The sequence below is a fragment of the Ignavibacteriales bacterium genome (assembly GCA_026390775.1).
Classification (GTDB): Bacteria; Bacteroidota; Ignavibacteria; order Ignavibacteriales; family Melioribacteraceae; genus Fen-1258.
In genome coordinates this window covers 698,266-722,081 of the sequence record JAPLFF010000003.1, presented here as the reverse complement: position 1 = coordinate 722,081, position 23,816 = coordinate 698,266, and the positions used below count along the sequence as shown (strand labels likewise).

The window sequence follows — 23,816 nt, the reverse complement described above, 5'->3', positions numbered from 1 at the left end:
TTGGGCTCGCAAAATTAGTTAAATGATAAGAAAAAACAAAGAAACCGATTTTGACACTTATTTCAGTTTGTAATAACAAAAGAAAAAGGAGAAATTGTTATATTGAAAATAAAAATTGTTAGTGATAAGGCATGGATAATTTAATTGGTAAAATGATCGAAAATTATCGAGTTGTCTCCGTTCTTGGAAAAGGAGGCATGGGGATTGTCTATAAAGCTTTTGACACAAAGCTCGACAGATATGTAGCAATTAAAATGTTAAACTCGCAAGTCTTAGATAAAGAAAGATTTATTGAAAGATTTAAACGCGAAGCTAAGAACCATGCTAAACTATCTCATCCCAATATAGTAACAGTACACGGTTTTATCGAATATTCAAATCTGCTTGGTATAGTGATGGAGTATGTAGAAGGAGAAAGTCTTGAAAAAGTTATTGAGCGGCAGGGCAGATTTAATTTGTATGATGTAATCTATATTATCAAACAATTATTGCTCGGTATAGGTTATGCACATTCCAAAGGATTTATTCACAGAGATATTAAACCGTCAAATATCATTTTAAATAAGGAAGGCATAACCAAAATAATGGATTTCGGAATTTCGAAATCGCTTGTTGAAAATGATATGACTAAAACCGGTTCTAAAATTGGTACTGTTTATTATATGAGTCCCGAACAAGTTAAAGGAGAAGAAGTAACTAACCGGAGTGATATTTACTCTATAGGATGCACAGCTTATGAAATGATAGTCGGTCAACCTCCATTCGATTATCAAAGCGAATATGAAGTTATGGATAGTCATCTTAAAAAAACTGCGCCTAGAGTTTCTGAAAAGATGACTGGAATTCCTGAACTGGTTGATAAGATTCTACTTAAAGCTATGGAAAAGATCCCTTTGAATAGATATAGCTCATGTGAAGAAATGTTTAATGATGTTCAAGAATTAGATAAACATGTTGCTAAACTATATACCAGCTATTTCAACCGTTCAAAACCACGTTCAAAAAGATATAAAATATTTGCCGTATCAGCATTTGTGGGTTTTACAATTCTAATGATAGCACTTTCTTATTTTGTTTATAATCAAGTGAATGCTCTAATAACATCAAATCAATTAGATAAATTTAAGAAATACAGTATTCAGCAACTCTTTTCATCAGAGAGTAAGCAATTCAAATTTAGTGAGATTACTAAAGTTGAAAGTGGTGTGCAGAACAATTTGAATTCTCTTTATTTTGCAAACGAAAAATTTGTCGTTGCTGTTGGTGATTCTGGGACGATAATAACTTCCTCTGATAATGGAAAATCTTGGGTAAGTAAAAATCTTAACCGAACAATTCCATTAAGTGATGTTTATATATTCCCCAATGGAAAGGCTCTAATAGTTGGAGATTCATCTTCTCTTCTATTAGGAATTAATAATCTTGACTCACTTCAATCAATACCTTTAGAAAAAGGTTATAAGTATTTTAAGATTAAATTTGTAGATAATAATACTGGCTTTATTACTGGCAATAAAGGACTTATTCTAAAATCTACAAATGGTGGAGTCAATTGGAATAAAGTAACTACTAATACTAATGAAATTATTTTCGATTTTTCTTTTTTCGATTCAAAGAGAGGATTTGCAGTAGGATGGGATGGAATTATACTTTCAACTACAAATAGTGGTAATTCATGGAATAAAGTGGAGACTTCTTTAACTGATAATTATCTAAAGTCAATTGATTTAAGAGAAAATGGATATGGTTTGATTGTAGGTGGTAATGGGACTGTACTATGGACAAATAACTACGGTAATTCTTGGGAAAAAGTTGAAACTAAATTGACAAGCGGATTTCAGAAAGTAAAATACATTTCGGAAGACCATGCTATAATTATTGGAAACCTTGGGACTATATTAGTATCGAAGGATAAAGGAGAAAATTGGAGTCAAGTTGAGTCTCAAATTTCTTCCAATATGAATGGATTATCCATTAGTCCTATGGGACAAATCTTTTTAGCAGGTGTTAAAGGAATGATGTTCAAAATTCAGTAAGGTATTCATTGGATAAATTTGTAATAAACGGCGGTAAGAAACTAAGCGGTACAGTTGAAGTAAGCGGGGCTAAAAATTCAGCGTTAGCTTTAATGCCGGCTACTCTCCTTAATTCAGGAAAAAATATCATTAATAACACACCGGAAGTAAGTGATATTTACACAATGATTAAATTACTTAATCATTTAGGTGTTGCAACTAACTTTCATGATCATAATTTAACGCTGGATACAAGTCACATTATCAATCAAATTGCACCCTATGAACATGTAAAAAAAATGCGAGCATCTGTTTATGTTCTAGGACCCTTATTATCACGATATGGATATGCAAAAGTTTCTATGCCTGGAGGTTGTGCATGGGGGCCAAGACCTATAAATCTTCATTTAGAAGCTATGAAAAAGTTAGGTGCAGAGATTCAATTGGAAGAGGGATACATAATAGCTAAATCAAAAAAACTGCAAGGGACTAAATTGCACTTTGATATTTCTTCTGTAGGAGCTACGGGAAATGCTTTAATGGCAGCTTCACTTGCTAAAGGAACAACATTAATTACTAATGCTTCAATGGAACCTGAGATAACATTATTAGCTGAGTATATAAGAGAGATGGGAGCAAAAATATCTGGTATAGGATCAACGATACTTGAGATTGAAGGAGTGGATGAATTAAGTTCCTCAAAGATCGAAAACATTGCTGATAGGATTGAAGCAGGAACTCTTTTAACGGCAGCTGCGATTACACAGAGTAAGATTAATCTTGTTTACCGCAATTTTGAGAATGCTAAATTGATATTATCTAAACTAGAAGATAGCGGAGTTATTCTATCATATTGCAATAAGTTAGTGCAAATAGATGCCACATCAATTAGCCCTAGAAGTGTTGACATAACTACTTCAGCTTACCCAGGATTTCCAACTGACATGCAAGCTCAATGGACCTCATACATGTCTCTTGCTGATGGTACTTCCACAATTACAGAGTCAATTTACTACGATAGATTTAATCATGTCCCAGAACTCAATAGATTAGGAGCAAATATTGAAATCATAAATAATAGCGCAGTAGTAAAAGGAGTGAAAGAGTTAAAAGGTGCAAAAGTAATGTCTACTGATCTTAGAGCTAGTGCCTCATTAGTATTAGCTGGATTAGCAGCATTAGGAACCACAGAAGTTTTAAGAGTATATCATCTTGATAGAGGATACCAAAGAATAGAAGAAAAATTAAAAGCTTTAGGCGCTGATATAGAACGTGTTTCAACATCGGAATTTTAATTTGAGAATTTCACTAGAAGAATTTCATTCAAATATTTCTAAAATTTTAGTCTTCTTTCTAGTTTTAATAAATCTTTTATTAACATTTTTGCCTCTTACAAAAACTTTAGGTTACGAATTTTCTGTTGTTAATGGAATTTTCTTATTTATCATTGGCGGATTACAGATTATTATAGTCCAAAGAAAAGATTTTGTAATAGGTGCTATAGATTTATTGCTGAAGAACAAATTATTTATTTCTTTTTCAATTATCATTCCTTTTCTAATTGGATTTTTATCAAGTGTCCTAAACTCTAATTGCCCAATTAAAGATGGTATACTTTTCTATCTTGTTATTTCAATTCCTTCCTTTTTTTTTGGCGGTGCATTAGGGAACTTCTGCACAGCATTATCAAGAAAATATTCTTTTTATTTCTTCATTATAATTTCTATTGGATTAATAATTTCTCCATTAACAGAGTTCTTCTTTAATCCGCAAATCTATTTCTATAATCCAATATTTGGTTATTTCCCTGGTACTATTTACGATGAAGATTTATCCGTTGATCGCATTTTATTAGCATATAGAATTTTCAATGTAGCTTTTTTCATTCTACTGTTTTACTCATCAAGAATAGTCTTAAATAATGAGAAAAAGAATAAAACTCTTATTGTTTTTATTCTGATTTTCCTCTCATTTTTCTTCTCGATATTGAAACCGAAATTATTTTTTGCTACTGATAAAAAACGTATTGAAAAAGAACTTGCTTCAACCATAATTACAAATAATTTCCAAATTCATTTACCAGATTCACTTCGAGGAGATAAAGAAAACCGATATAATGCGCTTCTTCATGAATATTACTTAGACCAGATTAAGATTCAACTTACATTACCATTCTCGCATAATATTGATTCATATCTATTTCCCGGGAAAGAAAGTAAAAGAGAATTATTAGGTTCAGGAAATGCTGATATTGCAAAACCATGGTTGAAACAAATTTTTTCGAATTACTATAATTATGGAAGAACTCTAAAACATGAACTAGTACATATTTTAGCTGGGGAATTTGGTCAAACACCATTCAAAGTTTCGGCAGACTTTAATCCGGCAATGATTGAAGGTTTGGCTATGGCAATTGAAAATAATTATGATGATTACCCGATTCAATACATGGCTAAACTTGCTTTTACAGCTGGTTATAAATACCCTATTGCAAAACTGTTTAGCGGAATTAATTTTTTTTCACGGACATCATCAATCTCATATATATATGCCGGGTCTTTTCTAAAATATCTTGAAGATAAATTTGGTATATCAAAAATTAAATATTTATATCAAGTAAATGATTTTCAAAAAGTATATGGGAAAAAACTTAATGAACTTGTCAAAGATTACGAATTATTCATGGAGAATTATCAAATTGAATTCAATAAGAGTAGAGCTCAACTTTATTTCGGCGGAGTAAGTATATTTAAAAAATATTGCCCTCGAATGGCTGCGTCCGAAGTTAATAAGGCCTGGGAATTATATAAAAATAAAAAATATTCGGAAGCTTTTAACTTATTTAAGAATGTTTACAATTATTCAAATTCTTATCAGTCATTATTGGGGGTAGTATCATCATATTCAGCTGAAAAAAATTATGCAACAGCTGAAGAGTTTTTGAATAATCAAATAGTTAATTTTAGAACAAGTCAATTCTATTATAATTTAGAATTGATCTTAGGGGATTTGTTGATCCAAACGAATCAATATGTTAAAGCGGTTTCTGAGTATGATTCGCTGATTGTACAGAGTCCCCACATCAATTTTACAAATGAAGTGTTAATTAGAAAATCTATTCTAGAAGAAGGAGTTGATTCCTTAAAAAAATACTTGAATTATAATCAAAAACAGAAGTATCAAAAATTACTATCTCTTAATTCGAAAGGAATAAAATATTTTTTAATACCAACTCTGATCAATTATTCTACGAATGACAACAATAGTTTAGAAGATTTAGTAACTGAATTTAAAAGAAGCATTAAAGTTCAGGATTACTCCTCAAGTTATGCAGCATTGGAAATTTCAAAGTACGCTTTAAGAAATCTAGATTATGAAACAGCACAATATTTTGCAGTAAGATCATTAGATTTTAGGAAAGATGATAATAGTGATCATATGTTTATAGAAAACTTAAAAATGGTAAATTGGTTTAAGAATAACCATGAAGAAATAAAAATAACTTATACAAAGTGATGTAATGGATTTTAAAACAATATTAAATAAATATAAGTTTTTAAAAATTGCTTCATCGCTCGCTGAGAGGAGAAACGAAGAACTTTATCTTGTCGGCGGATTTGTTCGTGATATTATATTAAAACGAAATAAGAATGAAATGGATTTTTTAGTGGTAGGTGACGGAATTAATTTTGCCGAGCAATTAGCAAATGATCTGGGAATAAAAGAAGTAACTGTCTATAAAAATTTCGGGACAGCACATTTTAATTATCAAGGAATAGCACTTGAATTTGTTGGGGCTCGCAAAGAATCTTATAAACGCAACAGTCGTAATCCTAAAGTAGAAAAAGGTACGCTTGATGATGATCTTAATCGACGCGACTTTACAATAAACAGTTTAGCTGTTTCATTAAATGAAAATACATTTGGAAAGTTGATTGACAAGTTTGACGGAATAAATGATATCGAGAGAAAATTAATTCGTACACCACTGAGACCTGAAAAAACTTTTGATGACGATCCACTTCGAATAATGCGTGCATTTCGTTTTGCTGCGCAGTTGAATTTTCAAGTTGATGAATCTGTTATGAAAGCCGCAAGCTTAATGGCTGACCGTCTTAAGATTGTTTCTCAAGAAAGAATTACAGATGAATTAATGAAGATACTTGCAGCTGATAAACCTTCGATCGGGTTAATATTATTATTTGAGAGCGGAGTTTTAAAAGTAATTCTTCTCGAATTGCATAATCTTGCCGGAGTAGAACAAAGAAATGATTTTCACCATAAAGATGTTTTCTACCACACATGTATAGTAGTTGATAATATTGCTTTAGTTAGTGATAACATTTGGTTGAGGTTTGCGGCTTTAGTACATGATATTGCAAAACCGCCAACCAAAAAATTTGTTGAGGGAACAGGTTGGACTTATCATGGGCATGAAGAACTCGGTGCAAGAATGATGAAATCAATCTTTGAAAGGATGAAACTTCCTCTTACCAAATTAGATTACATTGAAAAGTTAATTCGGTTACATTTACGACCGATTGCTTTGGTGGATGAAGAAGTAACTGATTCAGCAATTAGAAGACTTATAGTTACTGCTGATGATGACCTGGATGATTTAATTACTCTTTGCCGCGCTGATATTACAAGTAAGAATCCAAATAAAGTAACGAAGTATCTTGAGAATTATGAAATTGTAATGCAAAAAGTTAAAGATGTTCGCAAGAGAGATAAATTACGAGCGTTTCAGTCTCCGGTTAGAGGAGAAGAAATTATGAAAATCTGTAACATTCCTCCTTCAAAACTTGTTGGGGATATAAAGACTACAATTGAGGAAGCAATTCTTGATGGCAAAATTGGTAATAATTATGAAGAAGCTTATGCTTATTTTTTATCAATAAAAGATGAATATCTTAAAAATAAAAAGTAAACATCTTCTTATCTTTAGAATGTAACTTTTTCAGTACTTATCTCGTCATAATACTTAAGAAAGTAAATCTTAATTGTTCTCAAAAGGAGAGACTAATGAAAAGATATTTAATTTTATTTATTGTTTTGTTGTTAGCATTACCGGTATATGCTCAGAAAAAGCTAACTCTAGATGAAGCAATTTCAATTGCTCTTCAAAAAAATACTTTGCTAATTAAGTCTAAGAACAATCTTTTATCTAGTGAATCTCAATTAAAGAATGCGTATGGTTCATTATTACCAAGTCTTGGAGCTTCTGCTAGCTGGAACTGGCAAAGAACAGATGACAAAGGTGGAGTCCAGAGAGATTTCTTCGGAAACACAACTGATATTCCTGCATCAATTGCCGAAAATAGAAGTTACAGTGTTGGTGTTGGTGGTAGTGTTACACTTTTTGATGGTCTTGCAAACTACGCTACAATTTCTGAAAGAAAAGATAATGTGAAAGCAAGCGAGTATAATATTTCAAAACTAAAACAGAACATTGTATTTACCACAACAGATTATTTTTACGTTGTGCTAAATGCAGAAGAACTTATGAATGTTCGTGAAGAAAATGTTAAGTATTTCCAAAAATTTTACGAGACAGTTCAAGAAAGAAATCGTTTAGGATCTATTACACTTGCGGATGTTTATTCGGCCCAAGTTCAGTTGGGAAGTGCAGAACTATTACTTATTCAAACTCAGAACAATTATGAATCTTCTAAAGCAGCACTGTTAAATTATCTTTCATTAAATGTTCTCGAGGATTACTCACTTGTAGATCCTTTTGTTGCCAAAAAAACTTTAGATACTGATTCCTACATGAAAGATTTTGAAGATATACAAGCTATGGTAAATGCAGCTTTGGATAATCGTTTTGATTATAAAAGTTCACAGTTAAATCTAAGTGCAGCAGAAAGCGGAGTTACAATTGCTAAGAGCGGAATATTCCCATCCTTAAGTGGTAATTATTCTTACGGCACCAGTGCAATTACTACCGGCGATCTCTTTAACAGAAAACAGCTGTCTGTAAGTCTTTCGCTAAATGTTCCTATCTTTTCAAATTTCGGGATTGAAAGCCAAATACAATTTGCAAAGGTTAACGCTTTAAATGCTCAAGAAGATCTTCTTGCATTAGAGAGACAAATTAAAATCGAAATCAAACAAACATATTTAGATTTAGTTGCGGCTAAAAAAAGTTTAGACGTTGCTTCTAAGAGCGTTTTTGCTGCTGAAGAGACTAGAAAAATTAATCAAGAAAGATATAACCTTGGTTCAGCTACTATACTTGATGTTCTACAAGCAAGCAGAGATTATCAAGATGCACTGCGAAATAAAATTAATGCTGGTTATGATTTCTATCGCCAGCACGATAAGCTAAACAATGCTATCGGTAGATTAGAATTTTCAAAATATGAATAAATTTATATTAAGGAGTTAATTACAATGGCTAACGGGAAAAAATCAAAAAAGAAACTTTTTATATTTGGAGGATTGGGACTTCTTCTTCTTGTTATACTCTTGCTTGTTGTCTTCAGCGGTAATAAAGAAGATATCGTAACAGTCCAAACTGAAAAAGTGGAAAAGAGAAATGTAACTCAAGTTGTTTCTGCAACCGGCAAAATAAATCCTGTCTATCAAGTTAAGATTAGTGCCGAGGCAACCGGAGAAATTGTTGATCTGGCTGTGAGAGAAGGAGACGTTGTTAGAAAGGGGCAGTTACTTTTAAGAATAAAGCCTGATAATTATGAAGCCCAACGTAACATGGCTGCGGCTCGGCTTGATCAAGCCAAGTCATCATTGAGTTCTACAAAAGCACAGCTTGATAAAGTTGAATCCGATTATAAACGAATTCAAGGTTTAGCTCAGAAAAAATTGGCAAGCGATTCTGAACTCGAAGCTGCTAAATCAACTTATCTGCAAACACTTAGTAATTACGAATCTTCAAAATCCGGTGTAACTCAAGCAGAAGCTTCTTTGAAAGACGCTATTACAAATCTTAATAAAACGATTGTTTATTCTCCTATGAATGGAACGATAAGCAAACGAAATATTGATCTGAGCGAAAGAGTTTTAGGAAGCGGTTTCAGTCCAGGAACTGAAATGCTAACCGTAGCAGATCTAAGCAAAATGGAAGCTACTGTTAATGTAGATGAAAATGATGTTGTCTTAATTTCAGTTGGTGATACAGCAAAAGTACATGTTGATGCATTCTCCGATAAAACCTTCAAAGGAGTAGTTACTCAAATTGGAAACAGTGCTGTAACAAAAGGTCTTGGAACTCAGGATGAAGTTGTAAACTTTGAAGTAAAGGTGCTTATTGTAAATGCAGGAAACAGTATTAGACCCGGAATGTCTTGCGATGCTGATATTGAAACAGAGAAAAAGCAAAATGTATTAACAGTGCCGATACAAAGTGTTACTGCAAGAATTGATAAACCGATTACAAGCACACCACAGGGAGTGCAACCTGAAAACGAAGTAAAAGCTAAAAAAGACAGAAGCAATAAACCTAAAGAAGTTGTTTTTGTAATTAAAGAAAATAAAACAAAGATGATTGAAGTTAAAACAGGAATTAGTGACGATACTTATATCGAGATTCTAAGCGGATTAAAAGAAGACGAAGAAGTTGTCAGCGGTCCTTATCGTGCTATATCAAAAGAATTAGAAGATGGCTCAAAAGTATCTATGCAAGCTAAGCGTAAAGGAACCGAGAAAAAGTAATTCAACTAAAGAACGGAACAAAAATGAATATTATAAATATTGAACACATAGCTAAAATATATCAGGTGGGTAGTGAAGAAGTACATGCGCTTAGAGATGTTTCGCTGAAGATAAATAAAAATGAATACGTTGCGATCATGGGTCCGTCGGGTTCCGGTAAGTCAACTTTAATGAATATGCTTGGCTGCTTGGATACTCCCACAAAAGGTATTTATGATTTCAAAGGGAATAATGTTAGTCAGATGAATGATAATGAACTCGCTGCAATCAGAAACAAAGAGATTGGGTTTGTATTTCAAACATTCAATTTATTAGCAAGATCGGATGCCTTACACAACGTTGAACTTCCTTTAATCTATGCTGGAGTTTCATCATCCGAAAGGAAAGAACGTGCACGGCTTGCACTAGAGCAAGTAGGCTTATCCGACCGTATTCATCACAAACCCAATGAACTTTCAGGTGGACAAAGACAACGTGTTTCGATTGCTCGCGCATTAGTCACAAAACCTTCAATTATTCTTGCAGATGAACCAACCGGAAATCTCGATACTAAAACCGGCGAAGACATCATGGCACTTTTCAACGATATCTATGAATTAGGAAACACAATAATTCTAGTGACTCACGAAGAATATATTGCAGAACATGCCGCAAGAATCATCCGATTAAGAGATGGACTAATTGAAAAAGACGAAATAGTAACAAAGAGATTTGTACCGAAGAAAAACGGTTTCTCAAAGGTATAAAGGAATATAAATGAACAACTTTTTATTTGAACTGAAAGAAGGTTTGGCAATTTCTTTACGTGCTATCCGCGCCAATAAAGTTCGTGCTGTCTTAACTACACTCGGAATTGTAATAGGAATTGCTTCAGTTGTTATCATGTCAACCGCAATTAAAGGAATTGACAATGCCTTTCAGAAGGGAGTTGCTTCTCTCGGTTCGGATAATTTATACATTGATAAATGGCAATGGTTCAGCAATGATATTCCTTGGTGGGAAATGAGAAACCGACGTAATCTTTCTTTAGATGAATATAAAAAGTATAAAGACTTAGCTAAATTACCAATAGCCACAGCCCCAACTGTATGGAGTAATCAAACAGTTAAATACAGAGAGAGAAGTGTTGAGTTTATTATCCTTCAAGGTACAAATGAAGATTACATCAAAACAACAAATCTATCTTTTAGTGAAGGAAGATTTTTTAATGAAATAGAAAGCAACGGTGGAAGAGAAGTTGTTGTTCTTGGAAGTGAAGTTGCAAAAAAACTTTTCCCCAGAGGCGGGGCGTTAGATCAGTTTGTCAAAATCAAAGGACATAAATTTAAAATTGTTGGAGTTCTTTCTGAACAAGGAAGTTGGGTTATGGGAAATTTTAATCCTGATAACCAAGCTTTTCTTCCAATACAAAATGTATTTAAGTATTTCCAGAATGAAAATTTAAGAAGTGTTACTTTCAACGTGCGCGCCGAAAATAGTGCCATGGTTGAAGCTGTTAAAGAAGAAGCTGTTGGAATTATGAGAAGAGTCCGCGGATTAAAGTATAACGAGATAAATGATTTTTCTATCAATCAACAAGAAGCGTTATTAAAAACTATCAATCAAACAATTGGAGTAATTCAGATTGCGGGTTTCTTCATTACCGGTTTATCTTTATTTGTTGGTGCAATAGGAATTATGAATATCATGTTTGTTTCTGTTAAAGAAAGAACCCGGGAGATAGGAATTAGAAAAGCTATTGGCGCTAAAAGAAGAACTATCCTTGGTCAGTTCATTACGGAAGCTGCAATTATATGTTTGATAGGAGGTATGATAGGACTGGTAATAGCAATAATACTGAGTTTAGTTATTAATCAATTTCTTCCTACATCAATTCAAGCGGATGCGTTTATTCTTGCAATCGTAATTTCGATAATCACAGGAATACTTTCCGGTTTTGCACCGGCTTATATGGCTGCAAAATTAGATCCGGTAGAAGCTTTGAGGTATGAGTAATGAAAATTATTGAAGTAGTAAAAGTCTCTTTAAATTCACTTCGTACAAATAGATTACGTTCTTCTTTAACTATTCTTGGAATTGTAGTCGGAATATTTTCAATTATAGCAATCAGTACCATAATTGAAGTTTTGCAGAAAAGTATTGAACAAGGAGTATCACAATTAGGGCAAAATACTTTTCAAATTCAAAAATTCCCGGCATTCAATACTGGCGGACCATCAGAAAGAGCTAAGTTCCGCAACAGACCGGATATCACTTTGGATGAATACTACAGACTAAAAGAAAAACTTGTCGAAGCTAAATCTGTCGGAGCTGAACAATGGAACTTCGGTAAGCAAATGAAAATTGGTAACGTAGAAACAAATCCTAATATTCAAATATGTGGTTGTACAATTGAAGCATTTCCAAATAACAAATGGAATATTGAAGACGGGCGTGCATTTAACGACCGCGACATTCAACGGTATGAAAATTTCATAGTTCTAGGATCTGATGTTGCTAAGAAATTATTTCCAAATAAAAATGCTTTAGATAACATTATTACATTGGATGGACATAAATTAACAGTAATTGGTGTTCTTGAATCTCAAGGTGCTGTATTTGGTCAAAGTCAGGATAATATTGCGATCGTTCCAATTACAACGTTTCAAAATTATTATGGAAGACGAAGTAACAGTGTGAATATTACAGTAATGACTTACAATAAAGAATCCTATAATGATGTTATAGAATTTGCAGAAGGATACTTTAGAGTTGTAAGAGGGTTAAAAGCCAGCGAAGAAAATAATTTTGATTTCTTTTCTAATGAATCACTTTTAACTCAGATAAATGGTATAACAAATGGTGTTCGAATCGGTTCAATAGTTATAGCTGCAATTGCACTTCTTGCTGCCGGTATTGGTATTATGAATATTATGTTAGTATCTGTTACTGAGAGAACAAGAGAGATTGGAATTAGAAAAGCTATTGGTGCAAGAAAGTTTAATATACTAGTTCAATTCTTAATCGAATCAGTTGCATTAAGTTTGATGGGAGGTATAATAGGAATTATCCTTGGGGTGGCTGTCGGAAATTTAGCAGGTTCATTATTAAAAGCATCTGCTGTAATTCCAATTGATTGGGTTCTTATTGGAGTATTTCTTTGTGTGTTAATTGGAGTAACTTTTGGTACTTATCCCGCCTACAAAGCTGCCAATCTTGATCCTATAGAAGCTCTCAGATACGAATAAGATTTTTTTACAAAAAGCAGTCAAGTATAAATGTAGGACTGCTTTTTTTTTGATTTTAAAATTGCATATTAATGTCCGTAATAAATATTTTAACGGCATGAGAATTTTCCTTATTGAATTTCAAGAAATCCTGTCCATCGCTCTTCGAGCAATGCGTGCAAACAAACTCCGTTCTGTATTAACAACATTGGGAATCATAATTGGAATTGTTGCCGTAACAACAATGTCAACGGCTATTGTTGGTCTTCGTGAAGCATTCATTAGTTCAATATCATCCTTTGGAAGCGATGTACTTTATGTAGATAAGTTTCCTTGGTTTGCAATGGGTGACTGGAGTCAGTACAGAAACAGAAAAGATATTACTTATGAACAGTATGAAAAACTTCGTTCTGTGCTAAAAAATTATGAAGCAATGGCACCAAGTAAAAGTACGTTTGGTGCTGGAATAAAAAGGAAAGATAAATCTGTTCAAGCAACTTTAGTTTTTGGTACCACAGAAGATTATCAAAAAACCGGCAATGTTAATCCGGCAGAAGGAAGATTTTTAAGTGATCTTGATGTTAAAGCCGGTAGAAGAGTTTGTGTTGTTGGTAAAGATATTGCGGATGAATTATTCCCTACGGAAAGTCCGCTTAATCAATACATAAAAATTAATAATGTCCCGATGCAAGTTATTGGGGTTCTGGAAAAACAAGGCAGCGGTATGATGGGTGCTTTTAGTATGGATGGACAGGTAATTATGCCTTTGAAAACTTTTGAGACAGTTATTAGCAACAGGCATCAAAGATTAAGAATTGATATTAAGATTGGTGATGTTTCAAAACTTGAAGATGCAAAAGAAGAAATTATTTCTGCCATGCGTGTCATCAGAAAAGTTCCTTTGGATAAACCTGATGACTTTGCAATAAATCAACAAGAAGCACTAAAAGATATGTATGATAAAACAATTGGAATTGTTGCTGTAGCCGGAATAGTAATTACAGCTCTTTCGCTTTTTGTCGGAGCTATTGGAATTATGAACATCATGTTTGTTTCCGTAACTGAACGGACAAGAGAAATTGGAATAAGAAAAGCTATCGGTGCAAAAACGTGGTCTATACTTTTTCAATTTTTAACCGAAGCTGCTATACTTTGTATTATGGGCGGAATTATTGGATTAATTATTTCTTTCCCTTTGAGTTTAGTTATTAATCAATTTTTGCCTACAACAATGCCTTTAGATATTGTTTTTATTTCGTTATTAATTTCTGCATTAGTTGGTGTAATATCCGGATTTTTACCGGCTTGGAAAGCTTCAAAACTTAATCCGGTTGATTCATTACGTTATGAGTAATTGATATGCATTTTTTTGAAAGTATTAAACTCGCATTTAGTTCTATCATAGCAAACAAGCTAAGATCATTTTTAACTTTGCTTGGAATCGCAGTCGGATTGTTTTCAATAATTATTGTAATGACGGCAATCAGTGCAATTCAACAAAGCTTTGAAGATATTTTTAATCAAATCGGTTCGAATAATTTTATAGTTTCAAAATGGCCTGCAATCCAACTTGGTCCGCATGATAGAGGAAGAAACCACAACCGTAAAAATTTAACAATAGATCAAGGTGAAAAATTAAAAGGGATGACACAACTTCCGGCTGCTATCGGAATCGCTATCGGCACTGGTGGCAGAACCATAAAATATAATAATATAAAAACAAACCCGAATGTTAGTGTTGCCGGTGTAAATAAAGATTACTTCACTGCCAGAGAGTTAAAAATTGGTGAAGGAAGAAATTTATCTGCTGCCGATTATGAATATTCTCGACCTACAGTTGTTATCGGGACAGATATAGTTGATAAGCTATTTAAAAATATTTCACCTCTTGGTCAGCAAATCAAAATAGATAATTTCAATTTTGAAGTCGCGGGTGTTTTTGAGAAACGAGGTTCAATTTTTGGTCAATCTCAAGATAATTTTGTTGCTATCCCTTTAGGAACATTTGAAAAATGTTTTGGTACCGAAAGGAGCGCTTCAATTATTGTGATGTGTCAGAATAAAAATTTAATCGATGCAACTATGGATGAAGTAATTGGAGCGATGCGAAAAATCAGAAAAGTTGGGAGCGGACAGGAAAATGATTTTGAACTCATTACAAATGAACAGTTGATACAACAGTTTAATGATCTGACAAAATATTTTAAACTTGGCGCCGCAGTCATTGCTTTTATTTCTTTGCTTGCCGCAGGAGTAGGTATTATGAATATCATGCTTGTCAGTGTAACAGAGCGGACGCGCGAAATTGGAATTAGAAAAGCAATCGGCGCACGAAAGAAAACAATACTAACTCAATTTGTAGTTGAAGCAGTTTCACTTAGCTGGTTCGGCGGTTTAATCGGAATATTTTTTGGTGTTCTTGGCGGGAATTTAGTTGCTTTGCAATTAGGTGTCTCTATTATCTTACCTGTCGAATGGATAATTATTGGTGTGCTTGTAACAACATTTGTCGGAGTAGTATTCGGTGTTTATCCTGCAATGAAGGCTTCCAATCTTGATCCAATTGAAGCTCTCCGTTACGAGTAATTCCAAATCATCTTGAATTAGAAGGAGTATAGGTTTAGATTTATTTTACAGAATTAATAGAAACATACTCTTGAAAAAAAATCTAATCTTTTTACTCTATATCTCTTTTTTTGCTTCGCAAATTTCAGCGCAAGGACTTTCTCCATCAGTTTTTACTAAAGATACTCTTCTTATCAACATAAACAATACTTACAGAATTCGATCTCTTAATATTCTTCCATCCACGGAAAAGATTAGAATATCTTCTCGTTTACTAACAACTTCAGAATATAAAATTGATTACTCAAATGGAGTAATTTCACTAACAGAAAATTCTAAATGCTCTCTACTCGATACACTTTTTATTTCTTATCAAACCATAAAACTAAATCTGAATAAAGAATACAAACGAAGAAGTTTAACCGTTCGTTATGACGATAAAAACTTAGATACAATTCGTATTGCGAAAAGAGAAATTCCTTTTACAAGCGAAACTATTTTTGGCAGTAATATGCAGAAGAGCGGCGCAATTGTAAGAGGTTTTACAATCGGGACAAATAGAGACTTTACTTTGAACAGTGGATTACGATTGCAACTTTCAGGAAAGCTTTCGGATGAAATTGATTTAGTTGCAGCGTTAACCGATGAAAACACTCCGATTCAACCTGAAGGCAATACGGAAAAACTTGATGAACTTGATAAAGTATTCATTGAGATCCGTCATAAGAATGCTGTTGGTACATTTGGTGATTATGAATTAAACATTCGAGACAATGAGTTTTCACAAATAACTAGAAAACTTCAAGGACTAAAAGGTGAATTCTTATTTGGGGATACAAAAGGTACTGTGGCTATTGCAGCTTCACGCGGAAAATTTAATACAAATCGCTTTAACGGTTCTGATGGAAATCAAGGTCCGTATCGTTTGAGCGGAATTAACAATGAGAGAGCAATCATAATTATTGGTGGAAGTGAACGAATATATTTAGATGGTGAACAGCTTAAGCGCGGCGAAAGTAATGATTACATAATTGATTATTCCAATGCGGAAATAATTTTTACTCCTAAACGATTAATTACTTCAGCTAGCAGAATTTCTGTTGATTTTGAATACACGGATCAAAATTACCGTCGTAATTTTTTTGGTGCTGATTTTTCCACTAAACTTTTGAACGATAAACTGAAAGTCGGGATTGGTTATTTCAGAGAAGGTGACGATGAAAACAGTCCGATTGATTTTTCATTCAGCGAAGATGATTTAAATATTTTAAGATCTGCCGGTAATGATCGTTATAAAGCAGCAAGATCCGGAGTTAGTTTAGCATTACCGGATTCTACAGGAAAAGTACACGGAGTTTATTCGAAAGTAGATACTGTAATTTCATCGCAGCAGTTTTCGTATTACAAATATGCACCGGGAAATATTTCTTCTATCTATAATGTGTCGTTCACTTATGTTGGTGATGGAAGCGGAGATTACATAAAAGAAAGTTTAGGAAATTATAAATTCGTCGGTAAGAACGGCGGTTCTTACTTGCCGATAATATTTCTACCTCTACCGCAATTAAAACAACTCGGTAATATTTCATTATCAGCAAATATTTTGGAAGGTATAAAGATTGATTTAGATCTTTCTGGAAGTAGTTGGGATAAAAATAAGTTTTCGGCAATTGATGATAACGATAATTACGGTTACGCCAGAAAAATTTTGTTAGACGTAATCCCAAGAGAAGTGACGATCGGAAATTTATCTTTGGGAAAAGTTGGACTAAGTTTTAAGGATAGATTTATTCAGAGCAGGTTTACATCTCTTGATAGAATTGATGATGTAGAATTTAACCGCAACTATAATCTTCCTTCTCAGTTATTACAGGATCAAACACTAAGGGAGGCAGTTTTAAATTATTTGCCCTCAAAAAATATTTCTCTGAACACAAAGTATGGTTTTCTTAAGCAGGGAGATCAATTCTCCTCAGATAGAATATTTTCCGGATTAAAAATATCAGAACCGAAATTGTATGAACTTAATTATGATCTAGATTATGTTAATTCAAAGAACAACACAATTAATTCCAGTTGGTTAAGGCAAAACGGAAAAGCATTCTATTCTTTTGGTGATTTCAAAACGGGAATTGATTTTTTAGCTGAAGACAAAAAGGAAACAAATTCTGGCAAAGATAGTCTCCTTATAACAAGTCTAAAATATTCAGAAATAGCACCAACAATAGAAATGACTGGAATATCCGGGTTCGATGGAAGAATTAGTTATTCATTTCGCGAAGAATCCTTCCCATTATTAGGGAATATGATCAAACAATCGAATGCTGTTGCTCAGAATTATCAGTTGAATTACAAAGGATTAAAAGAATTTTCAACATCGCTTTCAGTTACATTCAGAAATAAAAAATACACGGAAGATTTTAGAAGACAAGGATTTTCTGATAACGAAACAGTGTTACTGCTTTCACAGAGCAGACTGAATCTATGGAACGGCTCAGTTCAGGGTGATATTTATTATCAAGCAGCTACGGAACAATCGGCTAAGTTTGAAAAAGTATTTTTACGTGTACCCAAAGGAACAGGTAACTACATTTATCTTGGTGATCTTAATAATAACGGCATACCTGATGAAAATGAATTTCAAATTACATCTTACGAAGGTGATTTTATTTTAGTTACAATTCCAACGGATAAATTATTTCCGGTAATGGATTTAAAAGCAAACACTCGTTTACGAATTGATTTTTCACGCATGTTTACTGATAATACTTTCTTAGCAAACGTATTGAAACCAATTGCAACCGAAACATCATGGCGGATAGAGGAGAATAGTAAAGAACCTGATACAAAAAAAATATATCTGCTGAATCTTTCACACTTCTTAAATGATTCAACCACCATTCGCGGTACACAACTTTTTCAGCATGATATAAATCTTTTTCAAAACAGCAGTGAATTATCTTTTCGGTTGAGATATCTTCAAAGAAAATCACTTAATCAATTTAGCGGAGGAGTCGAACGCGGATACTTTTGTGAAAGAGGATTGAGAATTAGATTTAGAATGGTTGAAGAAATTAATAATCTAACCGAGTTCATCAATCAAACCGATAATTTAATTTCTCCTCCTACATCAAACCGTGCAAGAACAGTTACACGAAATGATCTTACTTCGGACTTTTCATACAGACCCGTCAGAGATATTGAAGTTGGTTTTAAGATTGCGACCGGAAAAAGCCAAGATGATTTTACCAAAACTCCTACAATTGTAGATCAAAATTCGGTTACGCTGCGTGTAAATTTTTCATTTGAAAACATAGGACGATTGCGAATTGAAGCAGAACGAACCGAACTTACTTCTTCTTCAAATAATTTTAATATTCCTTATGAGATAACTCGGGGAAATGTAATCGGAAAGAATTATTTTTGGAGAGTCTTTTTCGATTATCGTTTGTCCGGCTTTATTCAAACATCATTGAGTTATGATGCAAGACTTCAGGGCAGCAGCAGAGTGATTCAAACAATGCGTGCAGAAGCGAGAGCATATTTTTAGCATTTAGCTATTAGCGGTTAGCTTTTAGCAAAAACGAAAGATAATTATGAATGTATCATCAACTTTAGTAGAAGCACATATTTTTCGAAAGATTGGAAATGATTTAGAGTTTTTACTTTTGAAAAGAGCTTCGAATGAAAAATACGCCGATGTTTGGCAAATGGTAACCGGTTCAATCGAAAGTGAAAGCGCACACCAAACAGCTATAAGAGAAATTAAAGAAGAGACAGGTTTAACTCCAATAAAATTCTGGGTTGTTCCAAATATTAACTCGTTCTATTCTCCGGAACAAGATGTAATTATTATGATACCGGTTTTTGCAGTTTTAGTTGATAAGAACCAAAAAGTAATGATATCTGAAGAACATTCAGAATATAAATGGGTAATAAAAGAAGAAGCAATAAAACTACTTGCATGGCCCGGTCAGAGAAAATCTGTTGAAATAATCTATGAGTATTTTACGAACCAGCAAAGTTTTCTAAAGTTTGTAGAAATTCATCTTTAGTAATTCGAATAAATCGTATCTAATTCTTTATATTTCTGACGGAAAAATTCAAACAATCACTTGAGGAAACATTGGGACTATTAATAGTTGGTTCAATTGGGCTAGATGATATCGAAACCCCTTTTGATAAAGTACAAAATGCACTTGGCGGTTCAACAACTTATATAGCACTTGCAGCAAGTTATTTTACGGGACCAATTGAAATAGTTGGTATAGTCGGCGATGATTTTCCGAAAGAACATATGAAAATGCTGGAAGACCATAATGTAGATCTTGAAGGATTGGAAATTGTTGAAGGAGCTAAAACTTTTCGTTACGGATGTAAATATCATTACGATCTAAATGTTCGTGATTCACTTTTTACTCACCTAAATGTTTTTGAAAAATTTAATCCTCAATTACCTGATAAAAGCAAGAAGAGCAGTTATGCAATTCTTGGTAATATTGCACCAAAACTTCAACTAAGTGTTTTAGATCAATTACAAAATCCAAAGTTTGTTGTTTGTGATACAATGAATTTTTGGATCAACGGTGCGAAAGAAGATTTACTTAAAGTACTAAAACGCGTTAATGTTTTAATCATCAATGATTCGGAAGCGAGACTTCTTTCAAATGAACCAAATTTGATAAAAGCCGCTCACAAAATTTTTAAGATGGGTCCAGAGTATTTAATTATAAAAAAAGGGGAACATGGAGCGCTTCTGTTTGGAGCAGAAACTGTTTTCTCAGCACCAGCGTATCCGATGGAAAATATTTTCGATCCAACCGGTGCAGGCGATGCTTTTGCGGGTGGATTTACAGGTTATCTTCATAAGAACAGAGATTTTTCTTTTGATAACTTAAAACGTGCTGTTGTATATGGAAGTATAATGGCATCCTTCTGTGTTGAAAAATTTAGCACAAAAGGTTTGGAAAATCTAAGTCCATTAGAAATTAGAAATCGCTTTATTGAATTTAGAGAGTTATCAAGTTTTAGCTAAAATGAAAACACAACGAGCGGTTGAATTTAAGAATGAACAACTTCACATCATAAATCAAACAAAACTTCCTCTGTTTGAAGAATTTATCATTACCGACGATTACGAAAGAATTGCTACAGCAATAGAGCGGTTGGAAGTACGCGGTGCGCCGGCAATTGGAGTTGCAGCCGCTTATGGATTAGCACTTTCCCTAAAGAAAATTCCTAAAGAAAAATATTTTACTGTTTTTGAAAAGGCATATCATAGATTAGCTTCTACACGACCAACAGCAGTAAATCTTTTTTTTGCTCTTAATGAAATTAAAAAAGTATTTGATGAAAAAAAGAATGAAGATGATCTTTATAACCGACTGATTTCAAAAGCTGTTTCTATTCACAAAAATGATATTGATTTGTGTGAAGGAATTGCAAATAATGGATTGGGAATCTTTACTAAAAAAAGCAGAGTGCTAACTCATTGCAACACTGGTGCATTAGCTACAGGGGGAGACGGTACTGCGCTTAATGTAATTCGCAAAGCGTTTGAAAATGGGTTAATAGAACACGTTCATGTTGATGAAACTCGTCCGCTTTTACAAGGATCTCGTTTGACTGCTTGGGAATTAAATAAACTTGGAATTCCATTCTCAATTAATACAGATTCAACTTCAGCTTTTCTTATGCAGCAAAATAAAGTTGATCTGGTTATTGTTGGCGCAGATAGAATTGCCGTTAACGGAGATTCAGCTAACAAAATCGGGACGTATAATCTTGCTGTGCTATGCTACTATCATAAAATTCCTTTCTTTATTGCAGCACCAACGACTACTATAGATAAGGATTGTAAAAGCGGTGATGAGATCAAAATAGAATTACGAAACAAAAATGAACTGAGTTACTTTAATGAGAAGCAAATTACTAAGGAAGATTATCCGGCTTACACTCCTGCTTTTGATATTACACCAAACAAATTGATCACTGCAATCATCACGGAAAGATCCATTCACTATCCACCGTTTGAATTTAAAAATGTCTGATATAATTAAAACAGAAGCAATTGTACTACGTAAAATAAATTTTGGTGACAGCAGTCGCATCGCACTATTTTACACAAAAGACTTTGGGAAAATATCGGGAATAATTAAAGGAGCGCGTTCTTCAAAATCTAAAATCGGTTCTATGGTTGATACGATTAATCTGCTGCAGCTTATTCTCTATAAAAAAGATGCAAGAGAAGTTCAGCTTATCAGCGAAGTTGATCTAATCAAACATTATTCTCATATAAAAGATGATTTTCAAAAATTAAAATATGCAACAGCTATAATCGAACTTCTCACAACTATGACATCCGAGAATGAACACAACATTAAACTCTTCGATGGAACCGTCCGTATTCTAACATTAATGGATAGCATAGATGAAAATCCACAGTACTTATTTATTAAATATTTTTTCTTTTTCTTAAAGGAAATCGGCTATGAATTCCAGATAGAGCATTGTAATGTATGCGGGAAGAAAATTAATTTAGGCGACCAGGCATCTTACAATTACGAAACCGGGCTAATATGTACAGAATGCCGTATAGATAGATTAACAAATTTTAATTTTACTGAGGAACTTTTTGAATTACTAACTTGTCTAAACAGCAAAAGAAATAACATTAAATATTCAGAAAAAGATCTTGATCTAATTATGAGAATGCTTGAAAAATTTTTAATGTACCAATTACATGAATTCAAAGGATTGAAAACTTTTAATCTGAATTAAATATTAGGAGGAAAAATATATATGCGTAAGAAAAATCTAATAGGCACTGCCTCACTTATTATTATCGGCATTGTTTTCGGTGCCGTACTTGTATCCGGATTCGGCTGGGTCCGACCAAGTTATGGCGATGTAAAAATCGGCGCGGATAAACCGCCGGTTGAACAATTAAATGCAGATGCTTCAGCATTCAATAATGCTTTTATCCAAGTGGCAGAAAAAGTTACTCCATCTATCGTTCAAATAACTGTTGTCTCTTCAGTTAAAAAAGATCAAAACAATCCACATTTCTTTTTTCAATTACCATTTGGAGATAACAATCAACCGCAAGAACAACAGGGCGGGGGTAGCGGTATAATTATATCGGATGACGGATATATCTTGACCAACAATCATGTTGTTGATGAAGCTAAACAAGTTACAGTTACATTTCATGATAAAAGAGTATTGGATGCAACTGTAATAGGTACAGATCCTTTAACAGATTTAGCAATTATTAAAGTTGATGCAAAAAGTTTACCGACTGCTTATTTAGGCGACTCTGATAAAATAAAAGTCGGACAATGGGTTATGGCTATTGGAAATCCGCTTTCTTTAGCTTCAACAGTAACTGCCGGAATTATAAGTGCAAAAAGTAGAAACATAAATATTAATCAAGACAGATATGCAGTTGAAGATTATATACAAACCGATGCCGCTATTAATCCGGGTAACAGCGGAGGAGCTTTAGTTGATTTAAATGGTGCTGTAGTTGGAATAAATTCTGCTATTGCTACTAACGGATATTCTCAGACATATATTGGTTATGGATTTGCAATTCCAATTAACCTTGCTAAGTCAGTTGCAAATGATCTAATCGCAAATGGAAAAGTAAGCCGCGGATATATTGGCGTACAAATCTCTGAAGTTGACGCAGCTACAGCTAAAGCTGTCGGCTTGGGTGAACCACGCGGTGTTCTTGTGCAAGATATTGTTGAAGGCGGTTCTGCATCTAAAGCTGATATTAAAGAAGGCGATATAATTCTTAAGGTTGATCAAAAAGAAACTAACCAAGCAAACGAACTGCAATCTTATGTTGCTTCTAAGAGAGCAGGAACTGTTGTTAAGTTAATAATTTTCCGTGATGGAAAGCAGATCGAGCGGGATGTTACTTTGAAAGCACGCGATGGTGATGAATCGAAGGCCGTTACTGCATCAAATAAACTCAATAAAGGAAAAGATGTTGATGCAAAAGAAATGTCATTTGATAATATCGGTCTTACTGTTAGAAATTTAACCGGTGATGAACGTGAAGAATATAATGTTAAAAACGGTTTATTGATAACTAGTGTTAAAAATTATGGAAAAGCATTTAATCAAGGATTGGCTGCTGGTGCCGTAATAATTTCAGCAGATAAAAAAGAAATGAATTCAGTCTCAGAATTAAAAGCAATTTATGATAACAAGAAAGGAGATGCAATTCTTCTGAAAGTTGTTGATGGTAAAGGCAATTCACGTTTAGTCGGAATTGATATTCCAAAATAAATAAAATAATATCTTCTAAAATAAAAGCGCTCGAATGATGAGCGCTTTTTTTATA

Annotated in this window: 17 protein-coding genes; all 17 read left to right on the top strand. The window is 33.5% G+C overall.

Going from position 1 to position 23,816, the window contains the following annotated elements; all coding sequences use genetic code 11:
- Positions 1 to 131 precede the first annotated feature (131 nt).
- Complete coding sequence (locus NTZ27_03565) at positions 132 to 2,036, top strand: protein kinase (GenBank protein ID MCX6173815.1); 1,905 nt, start codon at positions 132 to 134, stop codon at positions 2,034 to 2,036.
- An 8-nt stretch (positions 2,037 to 2,044) separates the two neighbouring features.
- On the top strand, positions 2,045 to 3,310 hold the full coding sequence (murA, locus tag NTZ27_03560; GenBank protein ID MCX6173814.1) for a UDP-N-acetylglucosamine 1-carboxyvinyltransferase: 1,266 nt from the start codon (positions 2,045 to 2,047) through the stop codon (positions 3,308 to 3,310).
- Between the two features lies 1 nt (position 3,311).
- Entirely contained in the window at positions 3,312 to 5,531 is a 2,220-nt protein-coding gene (locus tag NTZ27_03555) for a hypothetical protein (protein MCX6173813.1), read from the top strand.
- A 4-nt stretch (positions 5,532 to 5,535) separates the two neighbouring features.
- A complete protein-coding gene (locus tag NTZ27_03550) occupies positions 5,536 to 6,945 on the top strand; it encodes a CCA tRNA nucleotidyltransferase (protein MCX6173812.1) in 1,410 nt (469 codons plus the stop codon).
- Between the two features lie 95 nt (positions 6,946 to 7,040).
- The gene (locus NTZ27_03545) at positions 7,041 to 8,387 is read left to right on the top strand and encodes a TolC family protein (protein ID MCX6173811.1); all 1,347 of its coding nucleotides are present in this window, start codon (positions 7,041 to 7,043) and stop codon (positions 8,385 to 8,387) included.
- Between the two features lie 24 nt (positions 8,388 to 8,411).
- Complete coding sequence (locus tag NTZ27_03540; GenBank protein ID MCX6173810.1) at positions 8,412 to 9,689, top strand: efflux RND transporter periplasmic adaptor subunit; 1,278 nt, start codon at positions 8,412 to 8,414, stop codon at positions 9,687 to 9,689.
- A 29-nt stretch (positions 9,690 to 9,718) separates the two neighbouring features.
- The gene (locus NTZ27_03535) at positions 9,719 to 10,435 is read left to right on the top strand and encodes an ABC transporter ATP-binding protein (GenBank protein ID MCX6173809.1); all 717 of its coding nucleotides are present in this window, start codon (positions 9,719 to 9,721) and stop codon (positions 10,433 to 10,435) included.
- Positions 10,436 to 10,445: 10 nt separating this feature from the next.
- Positions 10,446 to 11,684 (top strand): ABC transporter permease, encoded by a 1,239-nt coding sequence (locus tag NTZ27_03530; GenBank protein MCX6173808.1) that lies wholly within the window; start codon positions 10,446 to 10,448, stop codon positions 11,682 to 11,684.
- Positions 11,684 to 12,916: an ABC transporter permease gene (locus NTZ27_03525; protein ID MCX6173807.1), complete on the top strand. Its 1,233-nt coding sequence runs from the start codon at positions 11,684 to 11,686 to the stop codon at positions 12,914 to 12,916. Before NTZ27_03530 ends, NTZ27_03525 begins: the two co-directional genes overlap by 1 nt.
- A gap of 151 nt (positions 12,917 to 13,067) precedes the next feature.
- Positions 13,068 to 14,249 carry an ABC transporter permease gene (locus tag NTZ27_03520; GenBank protein ID MCX6173806.1) on the top strand — a complete coding sequence of 394 codons (1,182 nt, stop codon included), beginning with the start codon at positions 13,068 to 13,070 and terminating at the stop codon, positions 14,247 to 14,249.
- A 5-nt stretch (positions 14,250 to 14,254) separates the two neighbouring features.
- On the top strand, positions 14,255 to 15,481 hold the full coding sequence (locus NTZ27_03515; GenBank protein ID MCX6173805.1) for an ABC transporter permease: 1,227 nt from the start codon (positions 14,255 to 14,257) through the stop codon (positions 15,479 to 15,481).
- Positions 15,482 to 15,551: 70 nt separating this feature from the next.
- Positions 15,552 to 19,010 (top strand): hypothetical protein, encoded by a 3,459-nt coding sequence (locus tag NTZ27_03510; protein MCX6173804.1) that lies wholly within the window; start codon positions 15,552 to 15,554, stop codon positions 19,008 to 19,010.
- Positions 19,011 to 19,056: 46 nt separating this feature from the next.
- Positions 19,057 to 19,515 (top strand): NUDIX pyrophosphatase, encoded by a 459-nt coding sequence (locus NTZ27_03505; GenBank protein MCX6173803.1) that lies wholly within the window; start codon positions 19,057 to 19,059, stop codon positions 19,513 to 19,515.
- Positions 19,516 to 19,586: 71 nt separating this feature from the next.
- Positions 19,587 to 20,495, top strand: coding sequence for a PfkB family carbohydrate kinase (locus NTZ27_03500; GenBank protein MCX6173802.1), 909 nt, complete (start codon positions 19,587 to 19,589; stop codon positions 20,493 to 20,495).
- A 1-nt stretch (position 20,496) separates the two neighbouring features.
- Positions 20,497 to 21,510: an S-methyl-5-thioribose-1-phosphate isomerase gene (gene mtnA, locus NTZ27_03495; GenBank protein MCX6173801.1), complete on the top strand. Its 1,014-nt coding sequence runs from the start codon at positions 20,497 to 20,499 to the stop codon at positions 21,508 to 21,510.
- On the top strand, positions 21,503 to 22,240 hold the full coding sequence (gene recO / locus NTZ27_03490) for a DNA repair protein RecO (protein ID MCX6173800.1): 738 nt from the start codon (positions 21,503 to 21,505) through the stop codon (positions 22,238 to 22,240). Before mtnA ends, recO begins: the two co-directional genes overlap by 8 nt.
- A 21-nt stretch (positions 22,241 to 22,261) precedes the next feature.
- On the top strand, positions 22,262 to 23,761 hold the full coding sequence (locus NTZ27_03485; protein ID MCX6173799.1) for a Do family serine endopeptidase: 1,500 nt from the start codon (positions 22,262 to 22,264) through the stop codon (positions 23,759 to 23,761).
- The last annotated feature ends 55 nt before the right edge of the window (positions 23,762 to 23,816 follow it).

What these genes read in the sequence shown, in the direction of transcription:
- NTZ27_03520 (MCX6173806.1), top strand. Translation starts at nt 13,068, where the DNA reads ATGCGTGCAAACAAACTCCGTTCTGTATTAACAACATTGGGAATCATA.
- NTZ27_03505 (MCX6173803.1), top strand. Translation starts at nt 19,057, where the DNA reads ATGAATGTATCATCAACTTTAGTAGAAGCACATATTTTTCGAAAGATT.
- recO (MCX6173800.1), top strand. Translation starts at nt 21,503, where the DNA reads ATGTCTGATATAATTAAAACAGAAGCAATTGTACTACGTAAAATAAAT.
- NTZ27_03540 (MCX6173810.1), top strand. Translation starts at nt 8,412, where the DNA reads ATGGCTAACGGGAAAAAATCAAAAAAGAAACTTTTTATATTTGGAGGA.
- NTZ27_03525 (MCX6173807.1), top strand. Translation starts at nt 11,684, where the DNA reads ATGAAAATTATTGAAGTAGTAAAAGTCTCTTTAAATTCACTTCGTACA.
- NTZ27_03550 (MCX6173812.1), top strand. Translation starts at nt 5,536, where the DNA reads ATGGATTTTAAAACAATATTAAATAAATATAAGTTTTTAAAAATTGCT.
- NTZ27_03565 (MCX6173815.1), top strand. Translation starts at nt 132, where the DNA reads ATGGATAATTTAATTGGTAAAATGATCGAAAATTATCGAGTTGTCTCC.
- NTZ27_03545 (MCX6173811.1), top strand. Translation starts at nt 7,041, where the DNA reads ATGAAAAGATATTTAATTTTATTTATTGTTTTGTTGTTAGCATTACCG.
- NTZ27_03485 (MCX6173799.1), top strand. Translation starts at nt 22,262, where the DNA reads ATGCGTAAGAAAAATCTAATAGGCACTGCCTCACTTATTATTATCGGC.
- NTZ27_03515 (MCX6173805.1), top strand. Translation starts at nt 14,255, where the DNA reads ATGCATTTTTTTGAAAGTATTAAACTCGCATTTAGTTCTATCATAGCA.
- NTZ27_03530 (MCX6173808.1), top strand. Translation starts at nt 10,446, where the DNA reads ATGAACAACTTTTTATTTGAACTGAAAGAAGGTTTGGCAATTTCTTTA.
- mtnA (MCX6173801.1), top strand. Translation starts at nt 20,497, where the DNA reads ATGAAAACACAACGAGCGGTTGAATTTAAGAATGAACAACTTCACATC.